36 protein-coding genes are annotated in these 23,497 nt (G+C 54.6%); all 36 read left to right on the forward strand.

Going from position 1 to position 23,497, the window contains the following annotated elements; genetic code table 11:
* Positions 1-48: 48 nt before the first annotated feature.
* Positions 49-3,684: a DNA-directed RNA polymerase subunit beta' gene (rpoC, locus tag QMF38_RS13470; protein WP_281759733.1), complete on the forward strand. Its 3,636-nt coding sequence runs from the start codon at positions 49-51 to the stop codon at positions 3,682-3,684.
* Positions 3,685-3,799: 115 nt separating this feature from the next.
* A complete protein-coding gene (locus QMF38_RS13475; protein WP_281759734.1) occupies positions 3,800-4,057 on the forward strand; it encodes a ribosomal L7Ae/L30e/S12e/Gadd45 family protein in 258 nt (85 codons plus the stop codon).
* A gap of 119 nt (positions 4,058-4,176) precedes the next feature.
* Positions 4,177-4,596, forward strand: coding sequence for a 30S ribosomal protein S12 (gene rpsL, locus QMF38_RS13480; protein WP_006445770.1), 420 nt, complete (start codon positions 4,177-4,179; stop codon positions 4,594-4,596).
* A gap of 48 nt (positions 4,597-4,644) precedes the next feature.
* Complete coding sequence (gene rpsG, locus QMF38_RS13485; protein WP_040288524.1) at positions 4,645-5,115, forward strand: 30S ribosomal protein S7; 471 nt, start codon at positions 4,645-4,647, stop codon at positions 5,113-5,115.
* 33 nt (positions 5,116-5,148) lie between these two features.
* Positions 5,149-7,224, forward strand: a complete 2,076-nt coding sequence (gene fusA, locus QMF38_RS13490) for an elongation factor G (RefSeq protein WP_006445772.1) — start codon at positions 5,149-5,151, stop codon at positions 7,222-7,224.
* Positions 7,225-7,237: 13 nt separating this feature from the next.
* On the forward strand, positions 7,238-8,425 hold the full coding sequence (gene tuf, locus QMF38_RS13495) for an elongation factor Tu (RefSeq protein ID WP_006445773.1): 1,188 nt from the start codon (positions 7,238-7,240) through the stop codon (positions 8,423-8,425).
* Between the two features lie 245 nt (positions 8,426-8,670).
* A complete protein-coding gene (gene rpsJ / locus QMF38_RS13500; RefSeq protein WP_040288526.1) occupies positions 8,671-8,979 on the forward strand; it encodes a 30S ribosomal protein S10 in 309 nt (102 codons plus the stop codon).
* 57 nt (positions 8,980-9,036) lie between these two features.
* The gene (gene rplC, locus QMF38_RS13505; protein WP_281759735.1) at positions 9,037-9,669 is read left to right on the forward strand and encodes a 50S ribosomal protein L3; all 633 of its coding nucleotides are present in this window, start codon (positions 9,037-9,039) and stop codon (positions 9,667-9,669) included.
* 28 nt (positions 9,670-9,697) lie between these two features.
* Positions 9,698-10,318 carry a 50S ribosomal protein L4 gene (gene rplD / locus QMF38_RS13510; RefSeq protein WP_281759736.1) on the forward strand — a complete coding sequence of 207 codons (621 nt, stop codon included), beginning with the start codon at positions 9,698-9,700 and terminating at the stop codon, positions 10,316-10,318.
* Positions 10,318-10,605, forward strand: a complete 288-nt coding sequence (gene rplW / locus QMF38_RS13515; RefSeq protein ID WP_040288527.1) for a 50S ribosomal protein L23 — start codon at positions 10,318-10,320, stop codon at positions 10,603-10,605. The genes rplD and rplW overlap by 1 nt, the downstream gene beginning before the upstream one ends.
* Positions 10,606-10,646: 41 nt before the next feature.
* Complete coding sequence (gene rplB, locus QMF38_RS13520) at positions 10,647-11,477, forward strand: 50S ribosomal protein L2 (protein WP_006445778.1); 831 nt, start codon at positions 10,647-10,649, stop codon at positions 11,475-11,477.
* A 44-nt stretch (positions 11,478-11,521) separates the two neighbouring features.
* Entirely contained in the window at positions 11,522-11,803 is a 282-nt protein-coding gene (rpsS, locus tag QMF38_RS13525; protein WP_040288528.1) for a 30S ribosomal protein S19, read from the forward strand.
* A gap of 78 nt (positions 11,804-11,881) precedes the next feature.
* Positions 11,882-12,223 (forward strand): 50S ribosomal protein L22, encoded by a 342-nt coding sequence (rplV, locus tag QMF38_RS13530; RefSeq protein WP_058095314.1) that lies wholly within the window; start codon positions 11,882-11,884, stop codon positions 12,221-12,223.
* A 16-nt stretch (positions 12,224-12,239) separates the two neighbouring features.
* On the forward strand, positions 12,240-12,923 hold the full coding sequence (gene rpsC, locus QMF38_RS13535; protein ID WP_058095313.1) for a 30S ribosomal protein S3: 684 nt from the start codon (positions 12,240-12,242) through the stop codon (positions 12,921-12,923).
* A gap of 3 nt (positions 12,924-12,926) precedes the next feature.
* Positions 12,927-13,364, forward strand: coding sequence for a 50S ribosomal protein L16 (rplP, locus tag QMF38_RS13540; protein WP_040288530.1), 438 nt, complete (start codon positions 12,927-12,929; stop codon positions 13,362-13,364).
* Entirely contained in the window at positions 13,351-13,548 is a 198-nt protein-coding gene (gene rpmC, locus QMF38_RS13545) for a 50S ribosomal protein L29 (RefSeq protein ID WP_040288531.1), read from the forward strand. Before rplP ends, rpmC begins: the two co-directional genes overlap by 14 nt.
* Positions 13,549-13,568: 20 nt before the next feature.
* The gene (gene rpsQ, locus QMF38_RS13550) at positions 13,569-13,829 is read left to right on the forward strand and encodes a 30S ribosomal protein S17 (RefSeq protein ID WP_040288533.1); all 261 of its coding nucleotides are present in this window, start codon (positions 13,569-13,571) and stop codon (positions 13,827-13,829) included.
* A 31-nt stretch (positions 13,830-13,860) separates the two neighbouring features.
* On the forward strand, positions 13,861-14,229 hold the full coding sequence (gene rplN / locus QMF38_RS13555) for a 50S ribosomal protein L14 (protein WP_006445785.1): 369 nt from the start codon (positions 13,861-13,863) through the stop codon (positions 14,227-14,229).
* Between the two features lie 41 nt (positions 14,230-14,270).
* Positions 14,271-14,582 (forward strand): 50S ribosomal protein L24, encoded by a 312-nt coding sequence (gene rplX / locus QMF38_RS13560; RefSeq protein ID WP_040288574.1) that lies wholly within the window; start codon positions 14,271-14,273, stop codon positions 14,580-14,582.
* A gap of 27 nt (positions 14,583-14,609) precedes the next feature.
* Positions 14,610-15,149 carry a 50S ribosomal protein L5 gene (gene rplE, locus QMF38_RS13565; protein WP_040288536.1) on the forward strand — a complete coding sequence of 180 codons (540 nt, stop codon included), beginning with the start codon at positions 14,610-14,612 and terminating at the stop codon, positions 15,147-15,149.
* A gap of 26 nt (positions 15,150-15,175) precedes the next feature.
* Positions 15,176-15,361, forward strand: coding sequence for a type Z 30S ribosomal protein S14 (locus QMF38_RS13570; protein WP_040288537.1), 186 nt, complete (start codon positions 15,176-15,178; stop codon positions 15,359-15,361).
* A 26-nt stretch (positions 15,362-15,387) separates the two neighbouring features.
* Positions 15,388-15,786 (forward strand): 30S ribosomal protein S8, encoded by a 399-nt coding sequence (gene rpsH, locus QMF38_RS13575; RefSeq protein ID WP_006445788.1) that lies wholly within the window; start codon positions 15,388-15,390, stop codon positions 15,784-15,786.
* A gap of 26 nt (positions 15,787-15,812) precedes the next feature.
* Positions 15,813-16,352, forward strand: coding sequence for a 50S ribosomal protein L6 (gene rplF / locus QMF38_RS13580; protein WP_281759737.1), 540 nt, complete (start codon positions 15,813-15,815; stop codon positions 16,350-16,352).
* A 37-nt stretch (positions 16,353-16,389) separates the two neighbouring features.
* Entirely contained in the window at positions 16,390-16,749 is a 360-nt protein-coding gene (gene rplR, locus QMF38_RS13585; RefSeq protein WP_040288540.1) for a 50S ribosomal protein L18, read from the forward strand.
* Positions 16,750-16,770: 21 nt separating this feature from the next.
* The gene (gene rpsE / locus QMF38_RS13590) at positions 16,771-17,268 is read left to right on the forward strand and encodes a 30S ribosomal protein S5 (RefSeq protein ID WP_006445791.1); all 498 of its coding nucleotides are present in this window, start codon (positions 16,771-16,773) and stop codon (positions 17,266-17,268) included.
* 13 nt (positions 17,269-17,281) lie between these two features.
* Complete coding sequence (gene rpmD / locus QMF38_RS13595; protein ID WP_006445792.1) at positions 17,282-17,470, forward strand: 50S ribosomal protein L30; 189 nt, start codon at positions 17,282-17,284, stop codon at positions 17,468-17,470.
* A gap of 21 nt (positions 17,471-17,491) precedes the next feature.
* Entirely contained in the window at positions 17,492-17,935 is a 444-nt protein-coding gene (rplO, locus tag QMF38_RS13600; RefSeq protein WP_058095310.1) for a 50S ribosomal protein L15, read from the forward strand.
* A 1-nt stretch (position 17,936) separates the two neighbouring features.
* Positions 17,937-19,232, forward strand: coding sequence for a preprotein translocase subunit SecY (gene secY / locus QMF38_RS13605; RefSeq protein ID WP_281759738.1), 1,296 nt, complete (start codon positions 17,937-17,939; stop codon positions 19,230-19,232).
* A gap of 61 nt (positions 19,233-19,293) precedes the next feature.
* Positions 19,294-19,944: an adenylate kinase gene (locus tag QMF38_RS13610; RefSeq protein WP_281759739.1), complete on the forward strand. Its 651-nt coding sequence runs from the start codon at positions 19,294-19,296 to the stop codon at positions 19,942-19,944.
* An 11-nt stretch (positions 19,945-19,955) separates the two neighbouring features.
* Positions 19,956-20,291: a KOW domain-containing RNA-binding protein gene (locus tag QMF38_RS13615; protein WP_040288575.1), complete on the forward strand. Its 336-nt coding sequence runs from the start codon at positions 19,956-19,958 to the stop codon at positions 20,289-20,291.
* Positions 20,278-20,496 (forward strand): translation initiation factor IF-1, encoded by a 219-nt coding sequence (gene infA, locus QMF38_RS13620; RefSeq protein WP_006445797.1) that lies wholly within the window; start codon positions 20,278-20,280, stop codon positions 20,494-20,496. The genes QMF38_RS13615 and infA overlap by 14 nt, the downstream gene beginning before the upstream one ends.
* Before the next feature lie 61 nt (positions 20,497-20,557).
* A complete protein-coding gene (gene rpmJ / locus QMF38_RS13625) occupies positions 20,558-20,671 on the forward strand; it encodes a 50S ribosomal protein L36 (protein ID WP_008339738.1) in 114 nt (37 codons plus the stop codon).
* A gap of 234 nt (positions 20,672-20,905) precedes the next feature.
* On the forward strand, positions 20,906-21,274 hold the full coding sequence (rpsM, locus tag QMF38_RS13630; protein WP_040288550.1) for a 30S ribosomal protein S13: 369 nt from the start codon (positions 20,906-20,908) through the stop codon (positions 21,272-21,274).
* Positions 21,275-21,291: 17 nt separating this feature from the next.
* A complete protein-coding gene (rpsK, locus tag QMF38_RS13635) occupies positions 21,292-21,708 on the forward strand; it encodes a 30S ribosomal protein S11 (RefSeq protein ID WP_006445799.1) in 417 nt (138 codons plus the stop codon).
* 123 nt (positions 21,709-21,831) lie between these two features.
* Complete coding sequence (gene rpsD / locus QMF38_RS13640; protein ID WP_040288552.1) at positions 21,832-22,458, forward strand: 30S ribosomal protein S4; 627 nt, start codon at positions 21,832-21,834, stop codon at positions 22,456-22,458.
* A 73-nt stretch (positions 22,459-22,531) separates the two neighbouring features.
* Entirely contained in the window at positions 22,532-23,470 is a 939-nt protein-coding gene (locus tag QMF38_RS13645; RefSeq protein WP_006445801.1) for a DNA-directed RNA polymerase subunit alpha, read from the forward strand.
* The last annotated feature ends 27 nt before the right edge of the window (positions 23,471-23,497 follow it).

Consider the following 23,497-nt stretch of genomic DNA (forward strand, 5'->3'; position numbering starts at 1 on the left):
CCAGACGGTGTCCGTTGAAGCAGGCGCTACGATTGGAGGGTGCACGATTTGCTGGATGTGAACAACTTTGAGTTCATGAAAATCGGCCTCGCATCGCCGGAAAAGATCCGCTCGTGGTCGCACGGCGAAGTGAAAAAACCGGAGACCATTAACTACCGGACGCTCCGCCCGGAAAAGGAAGGCCTGTTCTGTGAAAAGATCTTTGGCCCGACTCGCGACTGGGAGTGTCACTGCGGCAAATATAAGCGCATCCGCTACAAAGGTGTCGTTTGTGACCGCTGTGGTGTCGAGGTAACACGTGCGAAGGTTCGTCGTGAGCGGATGGGCCATATTGAACTGGCCGCTCCGGTCTCGCACATTTGGTACTTCAAAGGGATTCCGAGCCGGATGGGGCTTGTGCTCGACATGTCTCCGCGCGCGCTTGAGGAAGTTATCTACTTCGCGTCCTATGTCGTGACCGATCCGGGCGATACGCCACTGGAGAAAAAGCAACTGCTTTCGGAAAAGGAATATCGTTCGTATCGGGAAAAGTACGGCTACGCGTTCCAGGCGGGCATGGGTGCAGAAGCTATCCGCACGCTTCTGCAAGAGATCGATCTCGATCGCGAAGTCGAGTTGTTGCGCGAAGAACTGCGTACAGCTCAGGGTCAACGACGCAATCGGGCCATTAAACGGCTGGAGGTCGTCGAGGCGTTCCGCCAGTCCGGTAACAAACCGAGCTGGATGATTCTCGAGGCACTTCCCGTTATTCCGCCTGATTTGCGCCCAATGGTCCAACTGGATGGCGGTCGTTTCGCGACTTCCGATTTGAACGATTTATATCGGCGTGTGATTAACCGCAACAATCGTTTGAAGAGATTGCTCGATCTCGGTGCGCCCGACATCATTGTGCAAAATGAGAAGCGTATGTTGCAGGAGGCGGTTGATGCTCTGATCGACAATGGGCGTCGCGGTCGACCTGTCACAGGGCCTGGCAATCGTCCGCTGAAGAGCCTTTCGCACATGCTGAAAGGTAAACAAGGGCGTTTCCGTCAAAACCTGCTCGGTAAACGTGTCGACTACTCAGGGCGCTCGGTTATCGTTGTCGGTCCGGAACTGCGGATGTACCAGTGTGGATTGCCGAAGGAAATGGCCTTAGAGCTATTCAAGCCATTCGTCATGAAGGAGCTCGTCGCTCGTGGCTTGGCGCACAACATTAAGAGTGCGAAGCGCAAGGTGGAGCGCGTCTCGGATGAAGTCTGGGATGTCGTCGAGGACGTGATCAAACAGCATCCGGTGCTGTTGAACCGTGCACCAACGTTGCACCGTCTGGGTATTCAGGCGTTCGAACCCACCTTGGTCGAGGGGCGTGCCATTAAGTTGCACCCGCTCGTATGTACGGCGTACAACGCTGACTTTGACGGCGACCAAATGGCTGTGCACGTGCCACTCTCCGCGGAGGCGCAGGCAGAAGCTCGGTTGCTGATGTTGGCGGCGCATAACATCCTGAACCCGAAGGATGGCAAACCAGTCGTCACGCCGACCCAGGATATGGTCCTTGGCCCATACTACTTGACCATCGAGCGCGAAGGAGCGCAGGGCGAAGGGACGGTCTACTCGTCGATCTCGGAGATGGAATACGCGTTGCATCAGCGATTGATCACCTTGCAAACGCGCATCGTCATCCCGGCGAGGGCACTGAATAAGACAAGTTTTACGGAACGTCAACAACGCGCTTTGTTGATTACGACGCCTGGCAAGGTGATTTTCAACAGCATTTTCCCGGCGGATTTCCCGTACCTCAACTCAGCTGCCAAGTCGAACTTGCTGGAAGGTCCGGCTGACGACACGTTCATCTACGAAAAGGGCGTCAATCCGATGGAAGCCATCGCACAGCGCAAGGTGCCGAAGGCGGTCATCAAGAAGGACCTTGGGAACATTCTCGCGGAGTGCTTCCGACGCTACGGCACGACGATGACTGCCGAAATTCTCGATCGCGTAAAGCGCCTTGGCTTCAACTACTCGACCAAGGCAGGCATTACGATTGCCGTTAGCGATATCATCGTGCCTGAAGAGAAACACCGCGTCGTTGCGGAGGCAGAAGCCAAGGAACACAAGCTGAAGCAGCAGTACAGGCGCGGTTTGATCACAGAAGAAGAGCAGTACATCACGTTCAGCCAAATTTGGTCTGAGGCGAAAGAAAAGATTTCGTCGACCCTGATGGACAGCATGGATCAGTTCAATCCGATTTACATGATGGCGACATCAGGGGCCCGCGGTAGTAACTCGCAGATCACGCAGCTGGCGGGTATGCGCGGCTTAATGGCTAATCCTTCAGGCGAAATCATTCAGTTGGCGATTAAATCCAACTTCCGTGAAGGCTTGTCCGTGTTGGAATACTTCATTTCGACGCACGGAGCACGTAAAGGCTTGGCAGACACGGCGTTGCGTACGGCTGACTCGGGTTATCTGACGCGCCGCTTGGTCGATGTGGCACAGGACACGATTGTTCGCGAGCATGACTGCGGTACTGACAAGGGCTTGCGCGTCGCTGAAATTCGCGACGGGCGGGAAGTCATTGAGGATCTGCGCGATCGCCTGGAAGGCCGCGTCTCCTTCCAAGACGTCTTCCATCCGGAGACAGGTGAGAAGATCGTCGGGAAGAATGAAATGATTGACGAGGAAGCTGCCGAAAAGATTGTTGCGGCAGGTATCAAGGAAATGTACATTCGATCCGTCTTGACTTGTCGTACGCGCCACGGCGTGTGCATTCAGTGCTATGGGCGCAACTTGGCGACGGGCAAGATGGTCGAGATCGGAGAAGCGGTCGGAATTATTGCCGCCCAGTCCATTGGTGAACCGGGTACACAGTTGACGATGCGCACGTTCCATACCGGTGGCGTCGCGGGCGATGACATCACCCAAGGTTTGCCGCGCGTACAAGAGTTGTTTGAGGCTCGAAATCCAAAAGGTCAGGCTGTCATCGCTGAGTTTGATGGCACCATCACCGATATTCGTGAAGGTAAAGACAAACGCGAGATCGAGTTGACTGGTGAAAGTGAGACCAAGACCTATCAAATTCCGTACGGATCGCGTATTCGCGTGTCTGTCGGCCAAGTGTTAGAGGCCGGTGAGGAACTTACGGAAGGCTCGGTCGATCCGAAGGAAATGCTGCGCGTCAAGGGCCTGCAAGGTGTGCAGAATTACCTGTTACGTGAGGTACAGCGCGTTTATCGCCTGCAAGGTGTCGACATTAACGACAAGCACATCGAAGTCATGATCCGCCAAATGCTGCGCAAAGTTCGCATTCTCGACGCTGGGGATACCGAACTATTGCCTGGTACCTATGTGGATCTGTTCGATTACGAAGCTGCGAACCGTGAAGCGTTGTTGTCCGATCACGAACCTGCCGTAGCGCGCCCGGCGCTACTCGGCATCACCAAGGCTTCGTTGGAAACTGATTCGTTCCTGTCGGCTGCTTCCTTCCAGGAGACAACTCGCGTGTTGACTGAAGCTGCGATTAAGGGCAAGGTCGACAGGCTATTAGGCCTGAAGGAGAACGTGATCATCGGCAAATTGATCCCGGCGGGCACGGGAATGGCGCGGTATCGTCAAGTGGCGCCCATTTCCGGGGCGGAAGCAGGGGCCGAAGTCGCCGTTGGTGTGAACGAAGAGGAACATCAAGCTCTCGAGACGGTGGAATAACCACTCTGGGAAATTTGGGCTGTCGACAGTGATTTGGTTGACAGCCCGGAAATCTCGGTGATAGAATTCCGTAGTGTGCGTCAGCACGATGTTTTCCCCTAAGGAGGATCGTGCGGTGTCCATTGACGACATACGCCAAGCGAAAAGGAAGACCATAGGCACGAACCAAACGCTGAAAGCTCTCAAGCAGCCTTCAGGACGAGTCCTCTGCGTATATGTTGCAAAGGATGCTGAGCCTCGTGTGACGGAGCCTGTCGTTCAATTGGCGTCCAGGCTCGGAGTTCCAATCGAGTGGGTCGACACGATGCGGCAGTTGGGCAAAGCTTGTGGTATTGAAGTGGGGGCAGCCACGGCAAGCATTCTCGCCGAGTGATGCTGTCTAGTTTGGTGTGACGTCTGTGGATTTTTGTTTGCGTATCGATGAACCACCAGGCTCTGTGAGCTTGCAACGGACACGGGATGGGACGTTCAACAGTGAGAGGAGGTGCAGATATGCCGACAATCAACCAATTGGTGCGCAAGGGTCGTAAGGACATCGAGAAGAAGTCTACGGCGCCTGCGTTGCAAAAGGGTTACAACAGCCACGAGAAGTCGCTGACCGACTTGCCGTCCCCACAAAAGCGCGGCGTGTGCACGCGCGTTGGCACGATGACCCCGAAGAAGCCGAACTCGGCACTGCGCAAATATGCGCGTGTTCGTTTGACGAACACCATCGAAGTCACGGCTTATATTCCGGGCATCGGGCACAACCTGCAAGAGCACTCCGTCGTATTGGTGCGCGGTGGGCGCGTTAAGGACTTGCCGGGTGTGCGCTATCACATTGTTCGCGGTGCCCTTGATACAGCGGGTGTGAAAGACCGCATGCAAGGTCGCTCTAAGTACGGTGCGAAGCGTCCGAAGGCGAAGTCGTAATAGAGCGATAACGTCCTCGTGCGGGGATGAATGGAAGGAGGGTGTTCAGTGCCGAGAAAAGGCCCGGTTCCGAAGCGTGATGTGCTTCCGGACCCGATTTACGGGAATAAGTTGGTCACTCGTTTGATCAACAAAGTTATGCTGGACGGTAAAAAAGGTGTATCACAGCGTATCGTCTACGGTGCGTTCGATTTAATTCGCGAGCGGTCTGGGAAAGATCCTATGGAAGTCTTCGAGACTGCAATGCGGAACGTGATGCCGGTGTTGGAAGTCAAGGCTCGTCGTGTTGGCGGTTCGAACTATCAGGTTCCTGTTGAAGTTCGCAACGACCGTCGCATTACGCTAGGCCTTCGCTGGTTGGTCAACTACGCGCGCATGCGCAGTGAGAAGACCATGGAGGAGAAGCTGGCAAACGAGCTTCTTGATGCAGCGAACAACACTGGCGGTGCGGTGCGTAAGCGCGAAGATACGCATCGTATGGCGGAGGCGAATAAGGCGTTCGCGCATTACCGCTGGTAACCATTACCCTTTAATTAGGAAGGAGGCGGCGCGATGGCACGCGAATTCCCGCTCGAAAAAACGAGGAACATCGGTATTATCGCACATATCGATGCCGGTAAAACCACGACGACCGAGCGCATTCTGTTCTATACTGGCCGTGTTCACAAGATTGGCGAAGTCCATGACGGTGCGGCTACCATGGACTGGATGGTGCAAGAGCAGGAACGCGGTATTACCATCACGTCCGCCGCTACAACTGCTCAGTGGAAAGGGCATCGCATCAACATCATTGACACGCCGGGCCACGTCGACTTCACGGTTGAAGTGGAACGCTCTCTGCGCGTGCTCGATGGTGCTTGTGCGGTGTTTGATGCCAAGGGCGGCGTCGAACCTCAGTCTGAGACGGTGTGGCGGCAGGCGGACAAATATCATGTCCCGCGCATTGCCTATGTCAACAAGATGGACATCATTGGAGCCGACTTCCTCGCTTGCGTTGACCAAATGAAAGAACGCCTTGGCGCGAAAGCGGTGCCGATTCAATTGCCCATCGGTGCTGAAGATGAGTTCCGTGGCATGATTGACCTTGTTGAAATGAAGGCTATCATTTACACGGATGATCTCGGCACGCAGGCGCAGAACACTGAGATTCCGGAAGAATTAAAGGACCTTGCAGAGGAAAAGCGGGCAGAGTTGATCGAGGCGGTAGCCGAGGTCAACGAAGAGTTGATGATGAAGTACCTCGAAGGCGAGGAGCTTACGGTCGACGAGATCAAAGCTGGCCTGCGCGAAGGTACGTGTAAGGTGCAACTCTTCCCGGTCCTGTGCGGATCATCCTACCGGAACAAGGGTGTTCAGCTCATGTTGGATGCGGTCGTGGATTACCTGCCGGCTCCGACGGACGTGCCTGCTATTAAAGGTGTGACGCCCGATGGTGAAGAAATTGAGCGTCATTCTTCGGACGAGGAACCCTTCTCGGCTCTGGCCTTCAAGATTATGACGGATCCGTTCGTCGGTAAGCTCGCGTTCTTCCGCGTGTACTCCGGCATTTTGGAGAGCGGATCATACGTCTTGAATTCGACCAAGGGCAAGCGGGAGCGCATTGGCCGTATCTTGCAGATGCACGCAAACCACCGCGAAGAAATCTCCCGGGTATATGCGGGTGACATCGCGGCTGCGGTAGGCCTAAAGGATACGACCACTGGCGATACCTTATGTGACGAAAAGAATGTCGTTCTTCTCGAGTCAATGGAATTTCCGGAACCGGTTATTTCGGTTTCCATTGAGCCGAAGACAAAAGCCGACCAAGACAAGATGGGTATTGCTTTGTCGAAGTTGGCGGAAGAAGATCCTACGTTCAAGACATATACGGACCCTGAGACCGGACAAACCATCATCCAGGGCATGGGTGAGTTGCACCTTGAGGTCATTGTCGACCGCATGCAGCGCGAGTTTAAGGTTGAGTGCAACGTGGGTATGCCACAGGTTGCCTATCGTGAGACGATCACCAAGCGTGTCGATCAGGAAGGCAAGTTCGTGCGCCAATCTGGTGGCCGCGGGCAGTATGGTCACGTCAAGGTCATCTTCGAACCGTTGGAACGTGGACAAGGTTTCGTCTTCGAAAACAAGATCGTCGGCGGTGTGATTCCGAAGGAATACATCCCTGCGGTCGAAGAAGGTATTCAGGAAGCTATGCGCAACGGCGTATTGGCTGGCTATCCACTCGTCGACGTCAAGGCGACGTTGTATGACGGTTCGTATCACGATGTCGACTCGAGTGAAATGGCGTTCAAAATCGCTGGTTCGATGGCCCTGAAGGCCGGTGCCGAAAAGGCTGCACCCGTTCTGCTGGAGCCCATCATGCGCGTCGAGGTAACGGTCCCCGAGGAGTACATGGGTGACATCCTGGGCGACATCAACTCGCGCCGTGGTCGTGTTGAAGGTATGGATACGCGCAATAACGCAAGCATCGTCCGCGGATTTGTTCCGCTGTCCGAGATGTTTGGTTATTCGACCTCGCTACGCTCACGTACTCAAGGTCGCGGCACCTATTCCATGGAGCTCGCCGCCTATGAAGAAGTGCCGAAGAGTGTTGCTGAGGGCATCATTAAGAAGAGCAAAGGCGAATAAGGAGTGATCTCTCGTGGCAAAGGAAAAATTTGATCGCAGCAAACCGCACGTCAATATTGGTACCATCGGTCACGTCGACCACGGTAAGACGACTTTGACGGCCGCTATTACGTCCGTACAGGCTGCTAAGGGTAAGGCGAAGGCTCAGAAGTACGACGAAATCGACAAAGCTCCAGAAGAGCGCGAGCGCGGTATCACCATTAATACCGCTCACGTCGAATACGAAACCGACAATCGTCACTATGCACACGTGGACTGCCCAGGACACGCTGACTACGTGAAAAACATGATCACCGGTGCTGCTCAGATGGACGGTGCTATCCTGGTCGTATCCGCAGCTGACGGTCCGATGCCGCAAACGCGTGAGCACATCCTGCTCTCCCGTCAGGTCGGCGTTCCGTACTTGGTGGTCTTCCTGAACAAGTGCGACATGGTCGACGATGAAGAATTGCTCGAGCTCGTCGAAATGGAAGTTCGCGAGTTGCTCAGCGAGTACGAGTTCCCTGGAGACGACATCCCGGTCATCCGCGGCTCCGCTCTGAAGGCTCTCGAGGGCGATCCGGAATACGTCAAGAAGATTGAAGAGCTCATGGATGCAGTCGACAGCTACATCCCAACGCCAGAGCGCGACACGACCAAGCCATTCCTGATGCCGGTCGAGGACGTGTTCACCATCACGGGTCGCGGTACGGTTGCTACGGGCCGTGTTGAACGCGGTACTTTGAAGGTTGGCGACGAAGTTGAAATCGTCGGTCTGCGTGAAGAGCGCCGTAAGACGGTTGCCACCGGTATCGAGATGTTCCGTAAACTTCTCGACCAAGCGGAAGCTGGCGACAACATTGGTGCACTGTTGCGTGGTGTCGAGCGTAAAGACATCGAGCGCGGTCAGGTTGTCTGCAAGCCTGGCAGCATCAACCCGCACACTCAGTTCACCGCTGAAGTGTACGTCTTGACGAAGGAAGAAGGCGGCCGTCACACCCCGTTCTTCAACGGCTATCGTCCGCAGTTCTACTTCCGTACAACGGACGTTACCGGTGTTGTTCAATTGCCGGAAGGCACAGAAATGGTGATGCCCGGCGATAACGTTTCCATGACGGTTGAATTGATCGCCCCCATCGCTGTTGAAGAAGGTACCCGTTTCTCCATTCGCGAAGGTGGCCGCACAGTTGGTGCTGGTGTCGTCGCGTCGGTCATCAAGTAATATCACTTCACGCAAGTGATGATTCAGAGAAGGCGGCCCATTGTGGCCGCCTTGTTTCATGGCCAAGTTTACGAATTCGCAAAAAACCTTGCCACGTAGATGATGGTCTAGTATAATATCGGACGTTGGTCTCAAATAGCGATGAAGCGGAAGGTTGCCTATGTGTCCATAAGCCATATGGGATACCGATGGGGGAATTTCTGCGGAGTATGTCCAACGAATTGGGCGAAAAGGAGGGAAAACATATGGCGAAACAAAAGATTCGGATTCGATTGAAGGCGTATGATCACACGATTTTGGATCAGTCGGCAGAGCGAATTGTCGACACGGCGAAGCGCTCTGGCGCAAAGGTGGCCGGACCCATTCCGCTTCCGACGGAGCGCGAGGTGTACACTATTCTGCGTGCGCCGCACAAGTATAAGGATTCGCGTGAACAATTCGAGATTCGTACACATAAACGCTTGATCGATATCCACAATCCGACGCCGCAAACTGTGGACTCGTTGATGCGTCTCGATTTGCCGTCTGGTGTTGATATCGAGATCAAGTTGTAATTGGGATACGGCACACCAGGTGCCGTTGTATTGTATGTGTTTGAGGAGGTGCACACTTTGAAGGGGATTCTCGGGCGCAAGCTTGGCATGACACAAGTCTTTACGGAAGACGGTGAAGTTGTGCCGGTAACGGTCATTGAGGCTGGTCCGTGCGTCGTGCTGCAAAAGCGCGAAGAGGCGGTCGATGGCTATGAAGCAATTCAGGTGGGCTTTGCCGACCAAAAGCCCAACCGGGCGACGAAAGCGGAAAAGGGACACGCCGAAAAGGCGGGGACCGCACCAAAGCGTTTTGTGCGTGAGTTTCGCGGTGTGAACTTGGCGGAATACGAAGTTGGTCAACAACTGAAGGCTGACGTGTTTGCTGTTGGTGATGTCGTTGACGTGATTGGCGTGTCTAAGGGCAAGGGTTATGCAGGTCCTATTAAACGCCATAATCAGCATCGTGGTCCCATGGCGCACGGCTCGAAATACCACCGTGGAGTCGGTTCACTTGGTTCTATTGCTGCAAACCGTACGTTTAAGGGTCAGACCATGGCAGGACGTATGGGTGGAGAACGTGTGACAGTCCAGAACTTGGAGGTTGTCCGCGTCGACGTCGAAAAGAATGTGTTGCTCATTAAGGGTTCTGTTCCGGGACCGAAAAATTCGTTTGTGACTATTCGTTCCGCCGTGAAGGCGCAACAGAAGTAATGATTTGCGTTTGAAAGGAGGCAGAGTCATGCCGACAGTGGCAGTTTTGAATACAGCCGGTCAACAGGTTTCCGAGTTGCAGCTTAGCGACAAGATTTTCGGTGCGCCTGTACGGTTGGATCTCATGCACCAAGTCGTGTTGCAGTATTTGGCTGCGCGCCGTGCCGGTACGCACAAGGTTAAGAATCGTGCGGCGGTATCCGGTGGTGGCCGTAAACCGTGGCGTCAAAAGGGGACGGGCCGTGCTCGTCAAGGTAGTATTCGCGCTCCGCAATGGAAGGGTGGCGGCGTTGTGTTTGGACCTACGCCTCGCTCGTACGCCTTCTCTGTGCCTAAGAAAGTGCGTCGTCTTGCGCTATACAGTGCACTTTCCTCCAAGGTTGCAGAAGGCAAAATCATCGTGCTGGATGACCTGCAATTGAATCAGCCGAAGACCAAGGAAATGGTTTCCGTTCTGAAGAACCTTAACGTCGGTAAAGCGCTGATTGTCGATGGTGAAAAGAAGGAACCTGTATACCTGTCTTCGCGGAACATTCCTGGAGTGAAATACATGGATGCGGCCGGCATCAATGTCTATGAGCTACTCCGTCACGATCACCTCGTACTGACGAAGGATGCGGTTGCGAAGGTAGAGGAGGTGTTCGCCTGATGGATCCGCGGGATTTGATTAAACGTCCGGTCATCACTGAACGCTCCACTGAGCTCATGGAAGAAAACAAGTACGTGTTTGAGGTCGACCGCCGCGCGAACAAGGTTGAGATTCGCAAGGCGATTGAGAAGTTGTTCGACGTGAAGGTCGTTTCCGTAAACACGCTGAACCAGACAGGTAAGGTCAAGCGGGTTGGCAAGTATGTGGGCCGTACGCAGGATCGCAAAAAGGCCATCGTCAAGCTTGCACCGGATTCGAAGCCGATCAATTTCTTTGGCGAGTCGTGATCGGACTGCCTCGAACGCAATAAACAAAGGAGGTCGTCGATATGGCGATTAAGAAGTATCGTCCGACTTCTCCTGGACGCCGCTTTATGTCGGTCTCGACGTTCGAAGAGATCACGACCGACAAACCGGAGAAGTCGTTGCTGGTTCCGCTGAAAAACCGTGCGGGCCGCAACAATCAAGGTAAGATCACCGTTCGTCACCAAGGCGGCGGGCACAAGCGCCAATACCGCTTGATTGACTTTAAGCGGAACAAAGACGGCGTGCCGGCCAAGGTGGCAACGATTGAGTATGATCCTAACCGCTCAGCTCGCATTGCCCTGCTGCACTACCGTGACGGTGAGAAGCGTTACATTATTGCACCGCACGGATTGAAGGTCGGGGACATTATTGTCAGCGGTGAGAATGCGGATATTCGCGTTGGGAATGCGTTGCCGTTGTCGTCGATCCCTGTTGGTACGGTTATTCACAACATCGAGTTGAAACCCGGTAAGGGTGGACAGTTGGCTCGTGCGGCTGGCGCGTCTGCGCAGCTGATGGCGAAGGAAGGCGATTATGCGCAAGTTCGTCTCGCATCTGGCGAAGTGCGCAAGGTTCGCGTCGAGTGCCGTGCGACAATTGGTCAAGTCGGCAATCTGGATCACGAAAATATCAACATCGGTAAGGCTGGACGCAGTCGCTGGTTGAATCGACGTCCAACTGTCCGTGGTTCCGTCATGAACCCTGTGGATCACCCGCACGGTGGTGGTGAGGGTCGCGCTCCGATCGGTCGCAAGTCGCCGATGTCCCCTTGGGGCAAGCCGACTCTTGGTAAAAAGACGCGTAAGAAGAACCATCCGACTGATAAGTACATCGTTCGTCGGCGGACGAAGTAATACGGATCACGTCTGGATTGTTTGAAGAAGGGAGGCGACTGACGTTGGGTCGTTCATTGAAGAAGGGGCCGTTCTGCGACGACCACCTCATGAAAAAGGTGGAGGCGTTGAATGAGTCGGGCGAAAAGAAGGTTATTAAGACCTGGTCGCGACGTTCTACCATTTTCCCTCAGTTTGTCGGACATACGTTCGCTGTTCATGACGGGAGAAAGCACGTGCCGGTGTACGTAACTGAGGATATGGTCGGTCACAAGTTGGGCGAGTTCGTCCCGACGCGGACGTTCAAAGGTCACGCTGGCGATGAGAAGTCTTCTCGATCCCGCTAAGCGGTTTTTTGAGTACCTGATATAGGCGTCGTCGCAGTTTTCGCTCGTCGGCGCCAGTCTCGTGGAGGAGGTAGCAGGATGGAGGCAACGCAAACGCGTGCTGTTGCGAAGTATATTCGCATCGCTCCGCGCAAGATGCGCCTGGTGGTCGACTTGATTCGCGGCAAAGGTGTGCAAGAAGCCCTCGCGATATTGAAGTTCACGCCTCGCGCTGGTTCGCCGGTCGTTGAAAAGGTGCTGCGGTCTGCGATCGCGAATGCGGAGAACAATCACAATATGGACGTTGATCGGCTCTACGTAAAGGAGATTTACGTGGATGAAGGTCCGACGCTAAAAAGGTTCCGTCCTCGTGCGCAAGGACGCGCATTCAGCATTTTTAAGCGGACGAGTCATGTGACGGTCGTCGTCGCTGAAAAGTAAGGGAGGGATTTGCTGCATGGGTCAAAAGGTTAACCCTGTTGGTCTCCGAATTGGCATCATCCGTGATTGGGAGGCGAAGTGGTTCGCGAATAAGAAGGACTATCAAGACCTGTTGCTTGAGGACTTAAAGATTCGGAACTATGTTTCACGTCGTCTCAAGGATGCTGCTGTGGCATCGATTGACATCGAACGTGCTGCCAATCGCATTAATGTGACGGTGCACACCGCGAAACCGGGCATGGTCATCGGCAAGGGCGGTGCGGAAGTCGATGCGTTGCGCAATCAGTTGAACGCTCTTACCGGGAAACGCGTCCACATCTCCATTTCGGAGATCAAGTCGCCGGATTTGTCAGCAAAGCTGGTAGCTGAAGGGATCGCGCAGCAACTGGAGCGCCGTGTTTCGTTCCGTCGCGCGATGAAGCAGGCAATTCAACGCTCAATGCGCGCGGGTGCAAAGGGTGTTCGCGTTCAGGTTTCTGGTCGTCTTGGTGGTGCTGAAATCGCACGTACCGAGGGTTATTCGGAAGGTACGGTTCCGCTGCACACCCTGCGTGCGGATATTGATTATGCGTTGGCTGAAGCGCATACCACCTACGGCCGAATCGGCGTTAAGGTTTGGATTTATCGCGGTGAAGTGCTTCCGCAGCGGAAGAATCATTCTGCGGAGACCGCAGAGGACGCTGTTCAAGGAGGTCGGTAAACCATGTTGATGCCAAAGCGCGTAAAGCACAGAAAAGAGTTCCGTGGCCGCATGAAGGGTCATTCCAAGGGCGGCAACGAAGTGACGTTTGGCCAGTATGGCCTGGTTGCTCTCGAGCCTGCCTGGATCACGAACCGCCAAATCGAAGCGGCTCGTATCGCGATGACGCGCTATATGCGTCGTGGCGGCAAGGTGTGGATTAAAATCTTCCCGAGCAAACCAGTTACGCAAAAGCCTGCGGAAACTCGTATGGGCAGTGGTAAGGGTTCGCCGGAGAAGTGGGTGGCTGTGGTAAAGCCTGGTCGCGTGATGTTTGAGGTGGCCGGCGTTAGTGAAGAAATTGCTCGTGAGGCTATGCGCTTGGCGGCAATGAAGCTCCCGATCAAGTCGAAGTTTGTGACTCGTGAAGAAGTGGGTGGTGACGCAAATGAAGGCAACTGAGTTGCGGGAACTGAGCAGCGAGGAGCTGGCGTCCCGCATTGAGGGGCTGAAGGACGAGCTGTTCAACCTCCGCTTCCAACTGGCAACGGGGCAATTGGAAAACCCGATGCGTATTCGCCAGGTGCGCAAGGATATTGCACGCGCAAAGACGATTTTGCGTCAGCGTGAGCTTGGCATTGGTTAATTCGGAAAGGAGGTCATTTCATGGAACGCAATGAGCGCAAAGAGCGCGTTGGCAAGGTCGTCAGCGACAAGATGGATAAGACCATCGTCGTTGCTGTAGAGGAGAACGTGAAGCACCGCCTCTATAACAAGACAGTTCGCCGGACCAAAAAGTTTAAGGCGCACGATGAAAACAATGAGGCGAAGATCGGCGACGTTGTACGGATTATGGAAACCCGTCCGCTCAGTAAGGATAAGCGTTGGCGGTTGGTCGAAATCGTCGAGAAGGCCGTTATTATCTGAGTTTCATTAGTCGGAAGGGAGGAAATCTAGGATGATTCAACCGCAAACACGCTTGACCGTGGCAGACAACTCTGGGGCGAAGGAAATCATGTGCTTTCGCGTGCTCGGTGGTTCGAACCGGAAGACGGCCAACATCGGTGATATCATCGTTGCGTCTGTTAAGAGTGCAACACCCGGGGGCGTTGTCAAGAAGGGTGACGTCGTGAAGGCTGTGATCGTTCGCAGCAAGCGCGGTCTTCGCCGCAATGATGGATCGCATATTCGTTTCGACGAGAACGCAGCGGTCATCATTCGTGAAGACAAGAGCCCTCGCGGCACGCGTATTTTTGGGCCTGTCGCGCGCGAATTGCGCGATCGCGATTTTATGAAGATTATCTCCTTGGCACCTGAAGTGCTCTAAGGAGACGGGATTTGAACGCGGGAGGTGGCAACGTGACGAAGTTGCGAGTGAAGACCGGAGATAAAGTCGTCGTCATCGCAGGCAAGGACAAGACGAAGACCGGCCGCATTTTGAAGGTGTTCCCGAGTGAGGGTCGTGTGATCGTCGAGGGCGTGAACATCGTAAAGCGCCATTCAAAGCCGAGCCCGGCACATCCGGAGGGCGGCATTATCGAGAAGGAAGCACCCATTCACGTTTCGAATATCGCGATCGCGGATCCGAAGACGGGTGAGGCTTCGCGTATCGGATACAAGTTCCTAGAAGACGGGCGCAAAGTGCGTTACTCGAAAAAGTCTGGCGAAGTTCTCGACTGAGTAGCCAGGTGAAGGGAGGTTTTGTCGTTGACTCGATTGCAAGATATGTACCGGGCGCAGGTCGTGCCGGCGTTGATGAAGGAGTTCCAATACAAGAATGCGATGCAGGTTCCTCGCGTCGAGAAGGTTGTCATTAACATGGGTCTCGGCGAAGCGACGCAGAATCCAAAAGTGATTGATGCTGCGGTTGAGGATTTGCAGGCTATTGCGGGACAACGTCCTGTTGTTACGCGTGCGAAGAAGTCCATCGCGGGTTTTCGTCTTCGTCAAGGCATGCCAATTGGTGTGAAGGTGACGTTGCGCGGCGAACGGATGTACCACTTCCTCGACAAGCTGATGAACGTTGCGCTTCCTCGTGTGCGCGACTTCCGCGGCGTTTCGCCAAAGGCGTTTGATGGCCGTGGCAACTACACGTTGGGTTTGCGGGAACAGTTGATCTTCCCTGAAATCGATTATGACAAGATCGATAAAGTTCGCGGCATGGAAGTGGTTGTCGTGACGACGGCGAACACAGATGAAGAAGCTCGTGCGCTGCTCACGGAGATGGGCATGCCATTCCGGAAGTAAAAGTCTTTGACGAGGAGGTCGAGACCGTGGCAAAGAAGTCGATGATTATCAAGGCGCAGCGGAAACCGAAGTTTAGCACGCGTGCCTACACTCGTTGCCGCGTGTGCGGGCGTCCGCACTCGGTGTATCGTAAGTTCGGTATTTGCCGCATTTGCTTCCGCGAGTTGGCCTATAAAGGGCAGCTTCCGGGCGTGAAGAAGGCAAGCTGGTAATTCGTTCGGAAGGAGGTTTTGTACAGATGATGACATCCGATCCGATTGCGGATATGCTCACTCGCATCCGCAACGCGAATCAGGTACGGCATGAAAAGGTGGAGATCCCGGCGTCGAACATTAAGCGTGCGATCGCTGAGATTTTGAAAAATGAGGGTTATGTTCGCGACGCGGAGTTCGTCCAAGACGGACCACAGGGTACGATCCGCCTGTTCCTGAAGTATGGCAAGGGTCAAGAGCGCGTAATCACAGGACTGAAACGGATCAGCAAGCCGGGTTTGCGCGTGTATGTAGGGCACGACAACATTCCGCGCGTACTTGGCGGGCTCGGTGTGGCGATTCTTTCGACTTCTAAGGGGATCATGACCGATCGCGAAGCTCGTAAACAGGGCGTCGGCGGCGAAGTCCTTTGCTACGTTTGGTAAGTTCTCTTCGATTGGAGGTGTAGCACATGTCCCGTACAGGGCGTAAGCCGATCCCGGTTCCGGCTGGGGTCGAAGTGACTGTAAACGGTACGCACTTGGTCGTGAAGGGGCCGAAGGGCCAGCTTGAGCGCCAATTGCATCCTGATATGAAACTGGTCGTGAATGACGGCGTGATCGTCGTTGAGCGGCCGTCCGATGAAAAGAAGCACAAGGCCTTGCATGGTACCACGCGCAGCGTCGTGGCGAACATGGTGGAAGGCGTGACGAACGGATTTGCCAAGAATCTTGAGTTGGTTGGCGTTGGTTACCGCGCGAACAAGGCAGGTAGCAAGGTGACGCTATCGCTCGGGTTTTCGCATCCGGTTGAGTTGCCCGAGGTACCTGGCATTGAGGTCGAAGTTCCTGCTCAAACGAAGCTGATTGTCCGTGGTATCGATAAGGAATTAGTCGGTTCGTATGCTGCGAAGGTGCGCGAGTTGCGTCCGCCTGAGCCGTACAAGGGCAAGGGTATTCGTTATGAAGGCGAGAACGTGCGCCGTAAGGTCGGTAAGACTGGTAAGAAGTAAGAATCGTGATCGATTGCGGGCAAAGGAGTGAGTCTTGGTGATTACGAAGGTGAATCGCAACGAAGCGCGCAAGCGGCGCCATGTTCGTGTGCGTGCGCGCGTTTCCGGTACGCCGGAGCGTCCGCGGTTGAATGTCTACCGTTCAAACAAGCACATTTATGTGCAGTTGATCGACGATACGACCGGCCGCACGTTGACGAGCGCTTCGACGGCGGAAAAGGGCTACGAAGGCAACGGTGGCAATGTGGAGGCGGCTCGCAAAGTTGGACAGTTGATTGCAGAGCGGTCGCTTGCGAAGGGATACAAGGCAGTCGTATTTGATCGCGGTGGTTACCTCTATCACGGGCGCATTCAGGCGTTAGCCGATGCAGCGCGTGAGGCAGGTCTCGAGTTTTAATTTAGAGAGGAAGGTGTTCACGTGCGCATAGATCCGAATCAGCTCGAACTGACCGAGCGCGTCGTTCATGTGAATCGCGTTGCGAAGGTCGTCAAGGGTGGTCGTCGTTTCTCGTTCTCCGCGTTGGTGGTTGTCGGTGACGGCAATGGTTACGTTGGCGCTGGTCTTGGCAAAGCGCAGGAAGTCCCTGATGCGATTCGCAAGGCCATCGACGACGCGAAGAAGCATTTGATTCACGTTCCTATGAAGCGCACCACGATTCCGCATGAGGCGCTGGGGCGGTTTGGCGCCGGCCAGGTTCTGATTAAGCCGGCTCCGACAGGTAGCGGCGTGATTGCTGGTGGCCCCGCACGCGCGGTGCTGGAGTTGGCTGGAATTAAGGATATCGTGACGAAGTCGCTCGGGTCGAATAACCCCATCAACATGGTGCATGCGACACTCGACGCGTTAAAGCAATTGAAGCGTGCCGACGAAGTGGCGCGTTTGCGCGGTAAGTCGTTGGAAGAGATTCTGGGATAAGGAGGCGTACAACGTGGCAAAAAAGCTGGCGATCACGCTGAAGAAAAGCCCCTTTGGGCGCCCAGAGAATCAGCGCAAGACTGCAGCTGCGCTGGGACTGCGCAAGCTGCAACAGACGGTTGTCCGCGAGGATACCCCGGTTATTCGAGGCATGATTAACCGCATCAGCCATCTGGTTGAAGTGGTGGAACAGGACGCGTAATCGCGAGGGAGGTGTACGTAGATGCAATTGCACGAGTTAAAGGCGCAGCCAGGTGCTCGCCGCAGCAAGAAGCGCGTGGGTCGCGGCACCAGCTCCGGTCACGGTAAGACTTCTACGCGTGGTCATAAAGGGCAGTGGGCGCGCTCGGGCGGTGGCGTGCGGATTGGTTTTGAAGGCGGTCAGACGCCATTGTTCCGTCGACTCCCGAAGCGTGGCTTCAACAACAGTCGTTTTGCGAAGGTATATGCGACGGTGAACGTGGAAGCCCTGAATGACTTCCCGGCTGGCACGGTTGTAACCCCAGAATTGTTGCTTGAACAACGTTTAATCCGTGAGCCTTTGGATGGCTTGAAGGTCCTGGGTACGGGTGAGTTACAGGTGAAGTTGACGGTGAAGGCGCACGCGTTCTCGGCTGCGGCGAAGGAGAAGATCGAAGCCGCAGGCGGAATCGCCGAGGTGATTTGACGTGTTGCAGGCCATTGCGAATCTGTGGCGCCTCAAGCACCTTCGCAATCGGATTTTGTTTACCCTGATGGTGCTTGCCGTCTACCGGATTGGCACTTACATTCCGGTACCCGGCATGAACGTCAGTGCTCTGAATGCTGGACAGGGCAATAATGCATTGTTCAGTTTGTTGAATATGTTTTCCGGGGGCGCGTTTTATCGCTTCTCGATTTTTGCGATGAGTGTGACGCCGTATATTACGGCGTCGATCATCGTCCAGTTGCTTCAATCCGGTGTCATTCCGAGGTTTGAGGAATGGCAAAAGGAAGGCGAGTCAGGGCGTCAGCGGTTGACGCAAGTGACACGGTATCTCACGGTAGGGCTAGGCTGCTTACAAGCGATTGGGTTTACCTATATGTTCGCTCGGTCAGGCCTGTTGTTGGCGAGTGCGAACAACTTGTGGTCATATATCGTGATCGTCGTGACTTTGACCGCCGGAGATACGCTGTTGATGTGGTTTGGTGAGATGATCACCGAAAAAGGCGTGGGTAACGGTATTTCACTGCTAATCTTTGTCGGTATTCTGTCTCGATTTTCGACGCTCGGGCAAGAAGTATACTCGAGTTGGTACATGGGGCAGTCGAGTCACCTGTTTCTCGCCATCTTGAAGACCCTGCTTTTAATTGCCGGGATCGTGGTGATCTTTGCACTCATTGTGCTGGTTCAGCAGGCTGAGCGCAAGGTTCCAATTCAATATGCGAAGCGGGTGGTAGGGCGTACCGTGTACAGCGGGCAGCAGTCCTACATTCCGATCAAAGTCATTGCAGCCGGCGTGATTCCCGTGATCTTCGCTGTTTCGCTGCTCATTTTGCCATATACGATTGCCTCGTATTTTCAATCGCATCATTGGGCGGCTTTCATTCTGCGGTATCTCAGTCCGCAGACGGGCTGGTACATGGCTCTGGAAGTCCTCTTGATCATCGTGTTTTCGTTCTTCTACACGCATGTACAGATCAACCCGCAGCAGTTGGCCGAACAATTGCAGAAGCATGCGGGTTTCATTCCGGGTGTGCGTCCGGGGCGCGATACGGAGATGTACATTATCAAGGTCATCAATCGGATTACGGTATTCGGTTCGGTGTTCTTGGGCGTAATCTCCATCTTGCCTTTCTTGCTGCTGGGGGCCATTAACTTGACCGATTACAACATTCAGGGAACGTCGCTGATTATCTTGGTCGGCGTAGCGTTGCAGACGATGCAGCAGATGGAAGGGCAATTGTTGCAGCGCCAGTATCGAGGCTTTTTACGAGAATCGTGACGGGGACGCCGTCCGCGGCGGTTGGTAGCGTGGGATCGCAGAGACCAAGGAGGAGATGTCGGTGCAGGTCATTTTGGTAGGTCTCCCGGGCGCTGGTAAGGGTACGCAGGCCGAGCGGATCCAGTCTGAGTATGGCATTCCGCATATTTCGACTGGTGACATGTTCCGCAAGGCCGTGGCGTCGGGCAGTCCGTTGGGTTTGGAGTTGAAGGCGTATCTGGATTCCGGGCGTCTTGTGCCTGATGAGACGACAATCGCGGTCGTGCGCGAACGTCTTCAGGAGGCGGATGCTGCCAATGGGTTTTTGCTCGACGGATTCCCTCGGACACTGGAACAGGCCCGTGCCTTGGACGCGATGTTGCACGAACTCAATCGTCCGTTGGACGTCGTCTTGTATATTCACGTAGATCCTGGTGTCTTGAAAGAACGTTTGACCGGGCGCCGCATATGCAAGTCGTGTGGTGCAACATACCACATGGTCTTTCAACCGCCCAAGGTGGCTGGTGTCTGCGATAAGTGCGGCGGTGAGCTGTATCAGCGTGCCGACGATACCGAAGAAGCGGTGGCGACAAGGCTGGAACAGTTTAAGCAGACCGCGCCGCTCATCGAGTATTACGATCAGCGGGGTTTGTTGCGGCAGATTGACGGTGAGCAGCCAATTGACAAGGTGCACGCCGACGTCGTTGCAGCATTGGCTCCATTCAAGAGGTGAGAGTGCAAGCGATGAGCGTACCTCGGGAATTGCCGCCTCTTGGTTCTCTCGTCGAGGTGATGCAGGGGCGCGACGCCGGACTCGTGGCAGTAGTTATCGGGCATCTGGAGGATCGTTTCATCCTTGTCGCGGACGGCAGCGTCCGCCGTGCCGATAAGCCAAAAAAGAAGAATGTGCTCCACGTACGGCGCTTGTCGCACATCGCAGGCGAGGTTGCAGAAAAACTTCGCATCGATGGCAAGGTGACGAATGCGTTGTTGCGTCACACGGTCAGAATGTTTCTGGAAGAACGTCTGGCAGCAGCGAACCAACGTGATCAAGGAGGGGCGTTCCATGGCGAAGGATGATGTAATCGAAGTTGAGGGCACGGTCATTGAGCCGTTGCCAAACGCGATGTTTCGCGTTGAATTGGAGAATGGACACAAGGTACTGGCACATGTCTCCGGAAAGATCCGGATGCACTATATCAAGATCTTGCCGGGGGATCGCGTGACCGTCGAACTTTCTCCGTACGATCTTACACGTGGTAGGATTACCTACCGCTACAAGTAATCGTAGACTGGCATTCAGCGCTGATATGCGGTATGATACCCCAAGTGAAGGAGGGTTTCTGATGAAGGTGCGTCCTTCTGTCAAGCCCATGTGCGAGAAGTGCAAAGTGATTCGTCGTAAAGGGAATGTCATGGTGATTTGCGAGAATCCGAAGCACAAACAGCGCCAAGGCTAAGGCTTTGCGTTCGTGCACGGCGCTTGTGATAGATGTAATGTTAGAACATATCGCGTGTCTTAGGTGTTATCACGAAGGCAGCGCGGCTGTTTCCTTGTGTACACGTCCGGAGGTGCGTCTTTCGCATTTCTGTTGATGGTGCAGAGGGACTGTCTTCGTGTTTTCATAAAGTGTGCCGTGGGCTTGTCCCTTGGCAGTGAATTTGCAGCTCACACGTGGAGGTGGAGTCTTTACATGGCACGTATTGCCGGTGTCGATTTGCCGCGCGACAAGCGCGTCGAAATCGGATTGACCTATATTTTTGGCATCGGCCGGACGACCGCCAATAAGATTTTGGCGACGACTGGCATTGATCCGAACCGTCGAGTGAAGGACCTCACGGAAGAAGAAGTCGTACGTTTGCGCGACGAAATTGAGCGTTCCCATAAGGTTGAGGGCGACCTCCGCCGTGAGATCGCGCTGAACATCAAGCGTCTGACGGAAATCGGCTGTTATCGTGGTATTCGCCATCGCCGTGGTTTGCCAGTTCGCGGTCAACGCACGAAGACCAATGCTCGTACGCGCAAGGGTCCGCGTCGTACGGTTGCGGGTAAGAAGAAGTAATCTTTCAGGGGGTGTAATTGTTGGCGAAAGTGAAGCAACGTCGTGGGGCGGGTTCTACTGCGCGTCCGCGTCGTCGTGATCGTAAAAATGTGGAGGCTGGCGTCGCGCATATCCGTTCGACGTTTAACAATACAATTGTCAGCATCACAGATCCGAGCGGTGCTGTGATTTCGTGGTCGTCGGCTGGTAATGTCGGTTTTAAAGGATCGCGTAAGAGCACCCCGTATGCGGCCCAAATGGCTGCCGAAGCGGCTGCTCGCACGGCCATGGAACATGGTATGAAAACTGTCGAAGTCATGGTCAAGGGTCCTGGTGCGGGCCGTGAAGCGGCGATTCGGGCTCTCCAAGCTGCTGGCTTGGAAGTTGCGGGTATCCGTGATGTGACGCCGATTCCGCACAACGGTTGCCGGCCGCCGAAGCGCCGTCGCGTATAATCGACTGCGGATGGGTTGGTTGCCAGCGATGTTCGCTGGTAGTACGGAATTTCTTACGGTGTGCATTGTCACGCCGTTTTATGTGATACGGGTATACAAGAAATTGGAGGTGTCAATCCTAGAATGGCAAGATATACAGGGCCAGTGTGCCGTCTGTGCCGCCGCGAGGGTATTAAGTTGTACCTGAAGGGTGAGCGCTGCTTCAGTGAAAAGTGTGCCATCGACAAGCGGCCGTACGCACCTGGACAACATGGACAAGGTCGCAAGCGCAACTCGGAGTATGGTAGCCAGCTGCGCGAGAAGCAAAAGGCTCGCCGTTACTATGGAGTATTGGAAAGCCAGTTTGAGCGTTACTACGAAGAGGCTGCGCGCCGTCGTGGGGTTACCGGTGAGACGCTGTTGTCTTTGCTCGAAAGCCGTTTGGACAACGTCGTCTATCGCTTGGGCTTCGCGGCTTCGCGTGCCGAGGCTCGTCAGATCGTGCGTCATGGTCACATCGAAGTGAACGGCCGGCGCGTCGATATTCCTTCGTTCCTCGTGCGTGAAGGCGATGTGGTCGCTGTTCGCGAGAAGAGCCGCGACAATGGCCGCATTAAGGAATTGGCCGAGGTCATCGGAAATCGGACGATCCCGGCATGGCTCCAGCTCGACGCCGAGAAGTTGAGCGGTAAGGTTCTGCGCAAGCCTGAGCGTGAAGAAATCGACACGCCAGTGGCTGAGCAGATGATCGTCGAGTATTATTCGCGGTAACCCTTAGCGCAGGCTGACCAGCTTCCGGTCAGCTCCGAGCGTCGACTAGTACCACTCCCAAGGAGGATTAGGAATGATTGAAATAGAGAAGCCGCGAATCGAGATTGTGGAACAAACCGAAGACTACGGCAAGTTCGTATGCGAACCGCTGGAGCGCGGCTATGGCACGACGTTCGGCAATTCACTGCGGCGCATCCTATTGTCCTCCATTCCGGGGGCAGCGGTGCGCTCCGTCAAGATTGAGGGCGTCCTTCACGAGTTTGCGACGATTCCTGGTGTGGTCGAGGATGTCACGGAAATTATCCTCAATCTCAAACGGCTCTCGCTGAAAATTCATTCCGACGAAGAGAAGATCCTTGTCATCGACGCCGATCGCCCTGGGGTTATCACTGCTGCGGACATTCGAGCCGATTCGGACGTGGACATCATGAATCCGGATTTGCATATCGCGACTCTGACCGAAGGGGCGCGCGTGTACATGGAAATGCGCGCCGGCCGCGGTCGTGGGTACGTGCCAGCGCATCGCAACAAGCCGGAAGAACAGGAAATTGGGCTGATTCCAATCGACTCACTGTACTCGCCGATCTCGCGCGTCAACTTCTCTGTAGAGAATACACGTGTGGGTCAGGTCACCGACTACGACAAGCTGACGCTTGAAGTGTGGACGGATGGCAGCGTCGCTCCCGACGAGGCGGTGAGCGTCGGTGCGAAAATCCTGACGGATCACTTGATGCTTTTCGTCGGACTGACGGATCGTGGCAAGGACACAGACATGATGGTTGAGAAAGAAAGCAGCCAAAATGATCGTGTTCTCGACATGCCGATTGAGGAACTCGACCTGTCGGTGCGTTCTTACAATTGCCTGAAGCGGGCTGGTATTAACACGGTCGCTGAACTGTGTGCCAAGTCCGAAGAAGAGATGATGAAAGTGCGAAATCTCGGGCGTAAGTCCCTTGAGGAAGTCATTGAGAAGCTCGAGGGCTTAGGGTTGGGTTTGCGTCAGGAAGACTGACTGCCTGGATAGCTATGGATGACGGAT

The organism is Alicyclobacillus hesperidum subsp. aegles, assembly GCF_027923525.1.
In the GTDB taxonomy this organism is placed as follows: Bacteria; Bacillota; Bacilli; order Alicyclobacillales; family Alicyclobacillaceae; genus Alicyclobacillus; species Alicyclobacillus aegles.